At 44.8% G+C, this 13,273-nt stretch carries 14 protein-coding genes; all 14 read left to right on the top strand.

Annotation, left to right across the window (positions count from 1 at the left end):
• Positions 1-5 precede the first annotated feature (5 nt).
• Positions 6-1,727, top strand: coding sequence for a phospho-sugar mutase (locus KFE98_13380; GenBank protein ID UTW61007.1), 1,722 nt, complete (start codon positions 6-8; stop codon positions 1,725-1,727).
• Positions 1,724-2,110, top strand: coding sequence for a hypothetical protein (locus KFE98_13375; protein ID UTW61006.1), 387 nt, complete (start codon positions 1,724-1,726; stop codon positions 2,108-2,110). The genes KFE98_13380 and KFE98_13375 overlap by 4 nt, the downstream gene beginning before the upstream one ends.
• Before the next feature lie 50 nt (positions 2,111-2,160).
• Complete coding sequence (locus KFE98_13370) at positions 2,161-2,679, top strand: hypothetical protein (protein UTW61005.1); 519 nt, start codon at positions 2,161-2,163, stop codon at positions 2,677-2,679.
• 167 nt (positions 2,680-2,846) lie between these two features.
• Positions 2,847-3,902 (top strand): S41 family peptidase, encoded by a 1,056-nt coding sequence (locus KFE98_13365; protein UTW61004.1) that lies wholly within the window; start codon positions 2,847-2,849, stop codon positions 3,900-3,902.
• A gap of 43 nt (positions 3,903-3,945) precedes the next feature.
• Complete coding sequence (locus tag KFE98_13360) at positions 3,946-4,782, top strand: hypothetical protein (protein ID UTW61003.1); 837 nt, start codon at positions 3,946-3,948, stop codon at positions 4,780-4,782.
• A 75-nt stretch (positions 4,783-4,857) separates the two neighbouring features.
• On the top strand, positions 4,858-5,286 hold the full coding sequence (locus KFE98_13355; GenBank protein UTW61002.1) for a MarR family transcriptional regulator: 429 nt from the start codon (positions 4,858-4,860) through the stop codon (positions 5,284-5,286).
• Positions 5,287-5,299: 13 nt separating this feature from the next.
• On the top strand, positions 5,300-6,037 hold the full coding sequence (locus KFE98_13350) for a hypothetical protein (protein UTW61001.1): 738 nt from the start codon (positions 5,300-5,302) through the stop codon (positions 6,035-6,037).
• Positions 6,038-6,064: 27 nt separating this feature from the next.
• Entirely contained in the window at positions 6,065-6,679 is a 615-nt protein-coding gene (locus KFE98_13345) for a hypothetical protein (GenBank protein ID UTW61000.1), read from the top strand.
• Positions 6,655-7,143 carry a hypothetical protein gene (locus KFE98_13340; GenBank protein UTW60999.1) on the top strand — a complete coding sequence of 163 codons (489 nt, stop codon included), beginning with the start codon at positions 6,655-6,657 and terminating at the stop codon, positions 7,141-7,143. Before KFE98_13345 ends, KFE98_13340 begins: the two co-directional genes overlap by 25 nt.
• Positions 7,144-7,210: 67 nt before the next feature.
• Positions 7,211-9,031, top strand: coding sequence for a hypothetical protein (locus tag KFE98_13335; GenBank protein ID UTW60998.1), 1,821 nt, complete (start codon positions 7,211-7,213; stop codon positions 9,029-9,031).
• Positions 9,032-9,147: 116 nt separating this feature from the next.
• Positions 9,148-9,786 carry a hypothetical protein gene (locus KFE98_13330; GenBank protein ID UTW60997.1) on the top strand — a complete coding sequence of 213 codons (639 nt, stop codon included), beginning with the start codon at positions 9,148-9,150 and terminating at the stop codon, positions 9,784-9,786.
• Positions 9,787-10,188, top strand: a complete 402-nt coding sequence (locus KFE98_13325; GenBank protein ID UTW60996.1) for a DUF3052 domain-containing protein — start codon at positions 9,787-9,789, stop codon at positions 10,186-10,188. It abuts the gene before it with no gap.
• Positions 10,189-10,227: 39 nt separating this feature from the next.
• On the top strand, positions 10,228-11,622 hold the full coding sequence (gene bla / locus KFE98_13320) for a subclass B1 metallo-beta-lactamase (GenBank protein ID UTW60995.1): 1,395 nt from the start codon (positions 10,228-10,230) through the stop codon (positions 11,620-11,622).
• Between the two features lie 41 nt (positions 11,623-11,663).
• Positions 11,664-13,253, top strand: a complete 1,590-nt coding sequence (locus KFE98_13315) for a hypothetical protein (GenBank protein UTW60994.1) — start codon at positions 11,664-11,666, stop codon at positions 13,251-13,253.
• Positions 13,254-13,273: the final 20 nt, after the last annotated feature.

Below are 13,273 nucleotides of genomic sequence, written 5' to 3'. Positions count from 1 at the left end.
CTCCCATGCAAAAGGAAGACATTCTCAACCGGGCTCAGAAATGGCTGGCACCGGAATTTGACGAAAATACACGTACCGAAGTTCAACAACTGATCGATCAAGACCCAAGTGGATTGGCCGAAGCCTTTCACCAGGATCTGGAATTTGGAACAGGTGGACTTCGTGGCATTATGGGTGTTGGCACCAATCGGATCAATCAATACACGATTGGAATGGCTACCCAAGGCCTGGCTAACTATCTACTCGAAGTATTTGGTGGCCGTGACTCGATCAAAGTGGCTATTGCCCACGATTCGAGAAACCGAAGCGAAGAATTTGCGCGGACCGCTGCCGAGATTATGGCCGCCAACGGCATTCATGCTTACCTCTACGATTCATTGCGCCCTACTCCTCAGTTATCATTTACCATTCGTGAATACGAATGTGTATCTGGAATTGTAATCACAGCGTCTCACAATCCGAAAGAATACAACGGCTACAAAGTATACTTTGATGACGGTGGTCAATTAGTACCTCCTCATGATAAAAAGGTGATTGAAGAGGTTCGGAAGATTGATTCTCCGGAACAAGTGAAGACTGATTTTGACGATTCTAAAATCGAATACCTGGGCGAAGAAGCCGATCAGCGCTACCACAATCAAATCATCAAACGGGCCATTAATCAAGAAGACTCTGATCTGAAAATCGTCTATACTCCAATCCACGGAACAGGAATTAAAGGAGTACCTGAAATTTTGGATCAATTGGGCTACCAGCATGTGTTCGTACCTGCTGAACAAGCCGTACCAGACGGGAACTTCCCTACGGTTCAATCTCCGAATCCGGAAGAACCTGCTGCCTTGGCCCTGGCCCTCGAATTGGCCGAAAAACAAGGAGCTGACTTGGTTCTTGGAACGGATCCTGATAGCGACCGGGTAGGTATTGCAGTTAGAAACGACAAAGGAGAGTTTATCCTGCTCAACGGTAACCAGACTGCAGCTCTGTTAACCGAGTACATGATCAGTTTGTACAAAGGTCTGGAAGAAGAACAATTGCCGCTCTACATTGCCAAAACCATTGTGACTTCTGAATTACTTCGCTCTATCGCCGATGCTCACGAGGTAAATTGCTACGACACGCTAACTGGATTTAAGTGGATCGCTGAAATGATTCGCCAGAAAGAAGGCAAAGAATTCTTCGTATTTGGTGGAGAGGAAAGCTACGGTTACCTCATGGGTGACTTTGTTCGCGATAAGGATGCTGTAGTTTCTGTAGTCATGATTTGCGAGATGGCTGCTCAAGCCCGCAAAAAAGGAAGTTCCCTCTACCAGGAATTGATTCGTATCTACCAGGATTACGACTTCTACAAAGAGCGCCTGCTTTCCATTACGCGAAAAGGTATTTCGGGAGCTGAAGAAATTCGCCAGATGATGAGCAACTTTCGGGACAACACTCCATCTGATTTGGGTGGACTAAAAGTAGCCGAAGTTCGGGATTACCAATCCTCTACGGCTCGTAAAGTTGACTCCGGTGAGGAGAATAGCATTGATTTACCCGCTTCCAACGTAATGCAATTTGTATTGGAAGATGGTAGTTTGGTTACGGCCCGTCCATCCGGTACTGAGCCCAAAATCAAATTTTACATCAGCGTAAAAGGCTCCCTGAGCAAAAACGATAACTTTGAGGAAGTGAACGGTAAACTGGAGGAAAAACTGGACTCCATACTGAGCGATCTGAAAAGCCGATGAAAAAAGTGAAACGCATTCTCCTCTTGGTACTTCTGGTAGTACTGAGCATTTCGATCTACGTCGTTTTCTTTTATAACTACAGTGAGGGTTACCGCGTGGGAACCGTCATTAAAATGAGTAAAAGAGGAATGATTTTTAAGACCATCGAAGGGCAATTGCACACCGGAGGAATCACCTCTGGACAAGAAGGTGACCCAGCGAGTTCCATTTGGGATTTTTCAGTTCATAAATCCGATACAGCGGTCATTGGAAAAATTGAGAGCGCTGTGGATAATGGTAAGCCAGTGAAACTCTACTACCGAGAAAAACTGTATCAATGGGCATTTTTTGGCGACACCAAATACTTCATCGAAAAAGTGGAACCCATCGAGGCTTCGCACTAATTCTATTCCTCCTACTGAGTTTTAGCGCCTGGTCGCAATCTCCGAGTGAGGTGACCCGCTTCAACCAGCAACGCATTCTGATCAATCAGGGTGGTATGGGTGTTTTGGGCGGATGGTCTCTGGCCAATTTTGCCATTGGCGGTTATGGAATGGCAACTACCACAGGAAAGGAACAATACTTTCACGGAATGAATGTGTTTTGGAATGTGGTCAATGCAACGATTTCATTCCCAGCTTTAATTCGGCACACCCGAATGGATTTGAACCAGGAAAACTGGGCCGAGGCTCAAGCGGCTAACCGAAAAAATGAGCGGGTCTTTTTAATCAATGGTGGCCTCGATATCCTTTACATGGGAAGCGGTGCCTTGATGGTTGGATTAGCGGATCAGACCCAAAACCAGGACCTGTTTCAGGGTTTTGGAGAATCCTTTATTCTACAGGGCGCCTTCCTATTCGTATTTGATTTGGGGATGTGGGCCATCCTGCGTGGGCACCGCAAGGGACACGAGAACAAATGGAGTCAACGCCTGGGGTTATTTCCGGGTGGCATAAGGTATCGTATAGGTTAGACAGGTTTCCTGGTACTTCAATTGTCCATTCTAACTTGGAATGGAATGAACCCGACCCAAAATCCAAGCCTGTTTGCTTGCCGGAATTTTGAGTGTACTCATTAATGTCGTTGGGGCTTTTGATTTGGCCTACATTTGGGAAAACCTTCGTGGATTGCAAGTTGGCTATGAAATCTTGGAAGACTTCATTTTGTGAATTAAGTTTAAGAAATATTGGACTTCTCCCAATTGTTTTTTGCTGGCTTCTATTTCCCTTCACTGCACACCCTCAAGGCGAACAAAACCTTTCACCAAAAGCCAAGAAATACCTACAGGAATTCTTCGAAATAGCCGAACAAAACTCCCTGCTACGCGATTCGGTCAACTGGCCTGAATTCAGAGAGTTTGTGTATTCCAAGGCAGTTAATGCGCAGAGTCTAAAAGACTGTTACAAACCCATTGAATGGGGACTGGCCTATATTCAGGATGGACATAGTTTTTTTCTGGGCGCCGAAAGGAGTAAAGAGGTCTTGGGCCTAAGCACCGATTCCTTGAAAGAAACCACCGGCCCGATTCGTATTCCCGGCCCTTCTCCAACCGGTGAAGTGAAGGACGAAATTGGGATCATCAAAATTCCCTGGTTTATCAGCGGAGATCGCCGCATCTGCCAGCATTTTGCCGATACGCTTCAAGAAGTAGTAAAAAGCCTCGATAGCCACAGCTTGAAGGGATGGATCATTGATTTAAGAGAAAACGGTGGTGGGTATAATTGGCCAATGCATGCTGGAATAAGCGCTCTATACGAAGAAGACACGGTGGGTTATTACCTGTATCCCGATGGGCATTCCACTCCCTGGATTCTAAAAAACGGAGTTTACGATCAAGGTGATCCCGAAGATGGTGGAGTGAGTCATCCCTATCGCTTGAAAAACCAATACCTGCCAATCGCCATTTTGCTCAGCGCTGAAACAGCCAGCTCTGGAGAAACGCTGGTGGTTTCTTTTCTCGGATCCCATCGGGTGAAAACTTTTGGAGAAGCTACCAAAGGCGCCACCACAGGAAACGATGTCTTTATCCTGTCGGATGGCTCTCACCTTTTTCTCTCTACCTGTCGATTTGCGGATCGAAATGGCCGAGCTTACTTCGGACCTATTCAGCCCGACATCCCAACAGATGACTCTGCCGAATTTGATTCAATCAATAGCTTGGAGCGAGCCGTTGAATGGGTTCAAAGCCTTAATTAACAGGCTGGTGTAGTTCTTGCATATCGCATTCAAAAAAACAATCATGAAACGTGATCTACGCACCCTGGGTCATCCTCTTTTCCTAATCAGCTTGTCTCTTTTGATCTTAAATGATTGGGTTTTAAAAACAGCCTGGTCTCATCCCATCACCGGGAAACTCTCCGATTTTGCCGGACTCTTTGCCTTTCCCTTTTTCTTCAGTGCACTGTTTCCCGCCTACCGCAAAGGAGTTCACCTTGCAAGCGTACTTCTTTTTGTGTGGTGGAAATCGCCGTTGGCGGATTCATTTATTGCCACCTTTCAGGCCTGGAGCATTCCAATGCACCGAACACCGGATTATACCGATTTGATAGCTCTTCTAAGTGTGGGTTTTTCTTATTATTTGTTTCGATCGGAATGGCGAGTCGTTCTTCCCAAACTGGCCTTAGGTATTCTTTTAGCCGTCAGTAGTTTTTCTTTTTTGGCCACTTCGGTTGCGCCCCATTACAGGTACATGGCAATGGTTCCGATGTTGCAGATTTACCATTTCAACTTTTCGAAACGGGAGTTGATCTATCGGTTAAATATGGTTCAATTGAAACGGGTACAACGCCTGGAATATGGCCACCTCGATTTTAACCAAGAAAAAAATGGATTCTATTACCCGGATACTTCTCAAACTATGGTCGTTCTGATTGATTACGAATCTGTAAAAGATCAAGACTCGGTGAAGTATGAATCAGCTGCTTCCAAGTTTCTTATTGTGGGCGATAGCCTTCATTCTCAAATTGTGTTACAAGAGATTAAACTGGATGTTGTCCCTCTCCATCAAGGCAAAGCCGAAGAATGGTCGGTAACCCAATTTGAAAAACAGATCATTCGAAAAATCGAGAAGTACTAAGACCTTCTTATTCAATCTTTAAAAAAAACTTGCCTTCGTAAAGTTGTATATACAACTCTTGATTATATTTGAACCATGGAAAAGCAAGAAGACTACCCCTTGTTGGCTGATTTGGATCCAACGATTTGTCTTTCCAACAAAATGAGGAAGTGCAACAGAATCGTGGCCAACTTGTTTCGAAAGCATCTTCAGCCCTTTGGTTTAAGCAATAGCCAACTCACCCTTCTCTTTGTCATTCACAAAGCCCCAGAAGTCAACCAGAAGAAGCTGGCGGACGTGTTGATCATGGAAAAGTCGACCGTGAATCGCAACCTGCAGCGATTGCTCGACCATAATTGGGTGGCCAAGCAGAGCGATCAAACCTTTGAACTCACCGAAACCGGAAAGGCCCTGGTGGAAGAGATCATTCCACACTGGCAGGCAGCCATGACAGAAATACGAGCCATATTGCAAGAAGATGGAGAAAGTGCGCTGGATTTGGTTCTAAAAAAGTTGACCCCCTAGAAAACACAACTTCATGATACTTTCATTTATCTCTCGACACGACTTCCTCGAACTCGCCTTTTACGGATTGTTTGTATTCCTGCTCTGGCTTATTGTTAAAAACGCGTTGCTCGCCTTCGACAATGTAGGATATGACGGAATCGAAAAAAGAAAACGCATTCTGCGATTCCTCGGAGTCCTTGCTATGTGGCTTATTTACATTGGATTACTTAGCGCCTCAGGATTCCTAAACAACCTCGAATTACCTCCCCGTTTCCCCTTGCTCATAATACTGCCCTTGTTTATCGCCTCGGGAGTTTTTCTTTGGAAGTACAAAAGGCATCCTGCCCTTCATGCTTTGCCCATTCATCATGCGGTAGGCTACCAGTCCTTCCGAATATTCATTGAGGTGGTTTTCTATGGCATGTTTCTGGAAGGCGTCCTCCCCATAGTAGTAACCTTTGAAGGATACAATATGGACATCCTGATCGGTATAAGTGCTCCAATCGTGGCCCTTTTGGTCCACAAAAAATGGATTTCCCGCCCTCTATTAATTCTATGGAACATCGCTGGGATTGCCGTGGTTTTAAATGCAGCATTCACCTTTGTCACTTCGTTTTACTTCCCATCTGTTTGGGGCGAAGAACAATCCATGATTTCCAGCGAATTTGCGACCTTTCCGTATCTATTGCTTCCTGGATTCTTTATGCCTTCTGCCATATTCGTACACCTGTTTTCACTGGTTCAATTGACGTCATCACCTCGAAATTAGACGGTATCAAAACCTTAACTTTGGGCTATGCTACAAGCCCAATTTGAAGAACTAATCAGTCCCTACACTCAGTCTCAATCGCTGAAGGATCAGCTTTGGATGGAAATAGATGCTGCCTGCGGATCCTCCAAAAGGCACTACCATAACCTAAGTCATTTGGAGCAACTTATGAGTCAGTTACAGCCCATTCGCGAACAGATTCACGACTGGCCCACCCTGCTCTTCACCTTGTTTTACCATGACTTGGTTTATCGAACACACCGGAAAGACAACGAAGAGCAAAGCGCCTTGATGGCCGAAAAAAGAATGCATTCCCTGGGCGTTTCGTTTGAGAGTATTGAAAAATGTAAGCATCAAATTCGATGCACACAATCTCACGAGCCCAGTGATTCGGACACCAACTTCTTCACCGATGCAGACTTAAGTATTTTGGGTAGTTCCCTGGAACGATATGAACTCTATACCCAACAGATTCGAAAAGAGTATCAGCTCTACCCTGATTTGCTCTACAAGCCCGGACGTAAAAAGGTGTTGGCGCATTTTTTGGAAATGGACAGAATCTACAAAACAGACTATTTTTACCAAAAATTCGAGGATCGGTGCCGTCAAAATTTAAAATGGGAGTTGGATTCGCTAAGCTGATAAGCCGTAAAGCGCTTTTAGGAATTACCGGTGTGTGCCTATTGTTGGCATCTGCCCTATTTCAACCCGTTAAGGCTCAAGAACAAAACGCTCCATTCCAGCAGGATTTTTGGGAAAAGTACGTACGTCCCTTTGTGGATGGCGATCGGCAAGAACTGGACACCCTGATCCATTTTCCCCTGGAAGGAGATTGGGGCTATATCATGAAATTGGAGAAGGATCCACCCGAGTGGAATAAGGAAGATTTTTACTCAAATTACTCCTTGCTTTTCAACGAGCGGATCAAAGAAATAATACTCAAAAAGGGCTACGACGAAGTGCATATCCACGATTGGAAAAACGGCCCTCAAGAAGTGGTTTATTCCATTGGCTGGCACGACTATGGCTTCGAATCGCAAATACTACTCCGCTATCGAAAAGTGGATCACAAATGGCTATTGACCCAGATTCAGGGAGCGGGCTAACGGACAACAGGCATTGAACGAAATACCAGGCTTGTTGTACGGATAAGAAACTCAACACATTTCCGATATGATAAGACTTTCGATTATTCTCGCCCTGTTCTCTCCCCTACTATTGACCGGACAAAAAACCGCCCCGGAGAACTATCCCGAATACCAACTGGTAGCAGAAAAATTCTACAGCAAATATTCCATCAAGGAGTACCCGGAACATTCTGCAGCTCGATTTGAAAAAAGACCAACGGGCTGGCAAGTAGCCATTCTGGATCACTCCAATCAATCTCAGGTGGTGGATGAATTCCTTTTTTGGAGTCGAAAATCAGGCAAGTTTCAAAAACTTAAACTGCCCAAAGTGGAAGATGAATCTGAGAACGAAAAAGCCCTACAGCAATCCTTAGCCTCCTGGGGGAATCGTTACTACTCCATCTGCCCATTTTACGGCTACCCGGGCTGGGACATGGATATGATACTGCATTACGGAAACCTCACTACCATTCAAGACACCACCCGTTATGCCTTGGGAAGAGCCTATTCTTCCTATGCCAGCAACTTACTCAACAGCAACACGGGAATGGCCATTCCAGAAAAGCAGTTTAAACTAAAGGATGGCCCCAACAGCCTCTCTCCTGAGCAACTGGCAGAATACCGCAAATACCAACACAAAGCGGTGGAGCATTTTGAAATATTGGCCCAAAAGAATCCAGATTTTAAAACCATTGTTGGCCCTATTGGAGTGAAGGCTTCTAATGAACGGTTAACGGCCTACCTCGATTTAAGTATCTATCAAAATGAAGAAGAGGCTAAGAAGGAAATTAAATCAGGACTGTATTCAGACTTCTACATTTCCATGGCCAAAAACTACCTCAACTCCTGTGCGCCCAACGCCATCCTTCTCACCAACGGAGACAACGACACCTACCCTCTACTCTACGTTCAAGCTCAGTATGGTATTCGTACCGATGTAATGGTGGCCAACTTGAGTCTTTTGAACACCAACCGCTATATAGAGCATTTGCGACGAGGAGTGATGGATGCCCCCGGTCTTGCTCTTAATCTGAAGAAAGAAGAATTGGAAGGGACTAAGCGTCAGGTCGTGATGTTAAAGAGCGAATCCGACGAACCTATGAGCGCTGACGAAGCCCTGGCCTTTATTCGCGACGATAGTCATACCATAGGAGAAGGAAGTTTTAAATACGCCTACCTTCCTACAAAGCAGCTTTATCTGAATACCCCAGAAGGCAAAATAAACTGGGAAGTGGACCAGCGCTATTTCTTGAGAAACCATTTGATACTCTTAGATCTATTGGCTCAAGGCAATCAGAACCGTCCTATCTACTTTGGAGTGACGAATAATTCGAAAAGCTTCTTCGGCCTCGACGACTACTTGAAAATGGAAGGCATGGCCTACCGTCTGAGTCATTCTAAAGCAGACATCGACGATAAACAAACCGGTGCGGTTGATCTGGATGTGATGTACAACAACGTCACCGAAAAATTTGATTGGAACTGGGAAACCGATTTTGGAATTAACGAAAAAATGATGGGTATGAATTACCGCTATCACTTCATCCGGCTTTCTAGCGAACTAATCGCTGCAGAGCAAGATGATAAAGCTTTGGAGATATTGGATCTATCTCTGGCCGTATTGCCTGATGCGTCTATGCCATACGATGTTTATCAAATCCCTTTAATCGCCAACTACTATCGAATTGGTGAATTTGACAAAGGAAATAAAGTGGCGCTCAAGCTCATCGACAACCTGAACAACTCGATTGACAACTTTGACGATATACCGAACAAAAGGCCAGAAAACTATTCCCAAATTTCAAAAGATCAGTTGCGGGAATTGGCCGAAAAATACGATCAGCAGGAAGTGCTGTCCGCTCTTTAGTAGCAACCATTCATCGTAAAGAATTCCCATCTCAAGGTTTAAATATCTTGGATGGGAATTTTCATTTTCACCCAGTTCATGGAATTGTTTACTTTTCAATTTCAAAGTACACTACCATGAAGATTAACCAATTAGTTTCCACCAGCCTTTTTCTTGGAATCATGCTCGTATTCGTTTCTTGTCAATCCGATGAGGACACATCGAATCAGCGCAAAATGGATTATACGGACTATACCCGGCATCAATTCAAAAAAATGGGCCTGGAGATTAAACTCCCGAAGACTTACACGTCCTTCGAATACGGAGATGAAATGCTCGATTCGCTCAACCAGGCCAATGCCCAGGAAGGGAAAAGAGATCCAATGCGAGCCTATTTACTTGCGAGCATCTATGCTCAAAAAGAAAACAAATTGGAAATGTTCGTCAATCACGAAAGTGAGAACCAACTGGCCATTACCGAATTGCCTTATACACCAATCGAACCCAAATTAGGCGGACAACTGGTGGGTTATTACAAATCCAATTTAGAGGCCATCAACCGCCAATCCGGTCAGCAATTTGAACTGGTGGAAAAGAACATGATCGTCGGAGGCAAAATAAACTACATGCGATTTGTAGTCACCGGCAACGACTTCTCGATACAAACTTACCTGATCACCCGGGGTATGAAAACCTGGAGAATGGAACACCTGGGTACAGACGATTTGGATTACGAAGCCGTATTGAGTAGCATTCGAATCGTAAAATCTCCTTAAATGCCAGGCACCACTCCTCTCTACCGCAAATTGGGCATTAAACCCAATATGGTTCTGCAACTGCTTAATGCCCCGAAGGAGTACTGGCTCTTTTTTGAGGATGTACCCGAAGGAATTGCTCAGGAAGATGAGGATGCCCCAGGCCTATTTGAAATGGTTCACTTGTTCTGCCAAACTGAAGCTGAATTGCTCCAATGGGGAAAAGTTGGTATGGATAGAATCACCAAGCATGGAATGCTTTGGGTAAGTTGGCCCAAGAAAACATCAACCCTGTTTCAAGGCCTCAATCCAAATCAGGTTAGGGGACATTTAAGGGGCCTAGGGTTAATCGATGTTAAAGTTTGCGCTTTAACCGAAGATTGGACGGCTGTAAAGTTCATGTACCGCAAAGAAAACCGATAAGGAATACTACCTTTGAAGCAGTCAGGACAGCAACATTTTATGAAGTACCCTTTTATTGCGCTCGTTGCGAGCCTTTTGTTATTTGCATCCTGTTCCAACTCCGAACCTGAGGCATCCGCACCGGTTCTGCCAGAACCTTTACCCAATTCTTTCCAAAGCGATTATCTCATCATTGAGCCTTTATCGGAAAACTGCTGGTTGCATACCTCGTACATCGACCTGGAGAATATAGGTCCCTTTCCTTGTAATGGCCTGATCTACATCCATGAGGAAGAAGCCCTTGTTTTTGATACGCCTTTGGATGATTCAGCTGCCGTTCAACTAATTAGGTGGGTTGAGACTGCCCGGAAGGCTCAAATTAAACACGTAGTCGCTACGCATCACCATGAAGACTGTTTGGGAAGTTTAGACGTTTTCCATCAAGCAGGCATTCCGTCATACGGACATGTAAAATGCCTGGCACTGGCCGAAAAGGATAGCGCTACTCCACCTCAACTCGGAATCGGGAAACAACACTTTTTAGTCATAGGAGGAGATTCCGTTGAAATTCGCTTTCCTGGTGAAGGACATTCCATAGACAATTTGGTGGGCTGGGTTCCCTCTCAGAAAGTTCTATTTGGCGGCTGTTTGGTAAAATCGGATGAAGCTTCAAAAGGCTATCTCGGCGATGCCAATCTCGATACTTGGTCAAACACCATTAAATGGGTGAAAAAGGAATTTCCGGAAGCCGAAATCGTGGTTCCTGGCCACGGCGAACCAGGCGGGCCAAAGCTACTGGACTATACCGCAAGCCTCTTTCAACAGGATACCTTGTCCTTAGACGACCGATGGGGCCCCGAGGCCACAAGTGACAGAACCGTTATGGATTTTGGAACATTTACGGTGAAACTCGAAGGAAAATTCGAAAAAGCGCCTTACACATTTAAAGACACGGTTGAGCTGTGGGAAGATGTGGGCTGGTACATTACCTCCCGCCGCCTGTGGGCTGAATCGAACGATCCGAATGACCGATTTGAATTTAGAGCACTGGTTCGTCATTCTCTTATTGAGCAGTATCAATACATTCCTGGAGACTACCCATCAACTAAGGAATACTATGCCTGGGAGAAAAACCGGGTAAAATGGGAAGGGTTCTCTGACTATGCTTTTATGAAAGATAGCTTACCAGGCGTGTGGGTTATTCCTTACATCAATTGCATTCCGTACAAGGGCAGAGATCACGGCCCCTTTAGCCTTGCACTCAAGGAACAGAAAAACCTGAGAGACACCTTTGTTCACTATAGCGACGAAGGAGGAATGAATACCTCAACCTTTGTCTACAAGGAGAAACCCTGTTACTACCAGATTCCCTACTCGATTCTTAAGGTAACCCGAATCCAAGGCGACATCCGAGAGCATAAGTACATCCGGGTTGTGCACAGTTACGGATGCTAAACATCTGATAAGCAGCTAAAAAATTCTAACTTTCTCCTGCGATGATTCTCAAAAAGCGATTCATTCAGGTTGTTGTGCTGGCTCTGACTTCAGGGGCTATCCTCACCTTTACAGGAGATTTTTCATGGCACCACTGGCCCATTCTGATCTTGCTGTTGATCGTGGGCATTCCCTATTACTTTGACCTTGGCAAAGGATTGATCATTGCTCCCATTACCGCCAGCATTACGCTACTTGCCATAATATTCAAGTTTATGCATTGGCCAGGTGCAGGACCCGCTGGAATTGTGGCTACGTTTTTATTCGGCTTTGTCTATTCCCCCCTTTTCTACCTAAAAGCACAGCGATCTGCTCCATTGTGGCTTCGGTTACTGGGTTTGTTGTGCCTACCCATTCTTTCCGCCGGATGGATATTCAAAGTTCAACATTGGGTTGGAGCTTCTATTCTACTTGTGGCAGCATTGTGTACAGGTGCTCTTTTTCTCATAATTCTGTTCATAGCCGGGTACCACAAGCAGCTCAAATTTACCCGGAATGACATCATGGTTCACCTGATTTTTTTCTCGCTGGCATCCATTGTACTTATCAATACCAATGTTTGGATCAAGGTGGCTCCAAACTATTTTAAGCTTTACGATCACAGTCTTCAGGAATTGCACGAATCCAGGGAGGAAGCTGAACTGCTTAGTCGAATTTACAAGGAACCACTTCAAAACAGTCACTACTATTCCAGGTATGTTGACATCACTGAAGTCATTCAAAATTTGAAAAAAGAATACACTCGAGCCCTTTCCTCTGAGCTTGGTGTTAAGCCCATTCAGTTAGACAGCATGTTGCGCAACGATTGGATGTATTCGCCGAATACCTACAAAACTATTTCCCACGGCTTCTATTACAGTTCCTTTGATCCATCAGAAATGGAATGGCACCAACCCGATTTCAGCCTACAATTGTCTAATTGGGTTGAAAATGAATCGAAGTCTTCCTGGAATGATTTTGCCAGCCAAAGTCAGGTCCTTAATCCCAACAATCGGGTCACCTTTCCTAAAGTAGATGCGGAGAAAGAATGGGAAGATGCCTGGTTCGCTCATGCTAGTCCCTTTGAAACCTACGCGTTTTTGAATACGCTGGAATCCTTTCACCACGAATGGTTTATGCTAAGATTGCTTCGGGAACAAATCAATCATGATGAGAAAATGGGTATTCAGGAATTAATAAAAAGGGAGAAGGATTTGAAGGCATCCCTAATTCATGCCGGGCGTTCCTACTACTTTTACAACGATCCCTTTATGGCCGTCCTCGTAGTCCTTCTATTGCTTTTTGTAATCTACCTATCGGCTGCTCCTAAAATTGTTTCAGATCGCTGGTTTCATGCCATCACCTTTATGCTCTTTGTCCTCATATTTGAGTACATCCTGTTTCTCACCATGCCTTATTGGGAAAGTAAGTTTGGCAATCAAATATTAATCTTATTCGCCCTCAACGCCATCATGGCTTTGCTCCTTGTTCCGGTCCACAATTACTTCGAAGATGTTCTTAGAAAGCGAGTTACCCGTGAAAAAGATGATTTTGCTCAAGTTTCGCCCAATAACTCGTCTTCGGATGATGGAAATAGCGAGGAGAAAACCTAATTTTATTCCCAGCACCGTCC

This window comes from bacterium SCSIO 12741 (assembly GCA_024398055.1).
GTDB lineage: Bacteria > Bacteroidota > Bacteroidia > Flavobacteriales_G > Salibacteraceae > SCSIO-12741.
The sequence above is the reverse complement of the archived record's forward strand: the minus strand, read 5'-3'. Positions and strand labels throughout refer to the sequence as shown.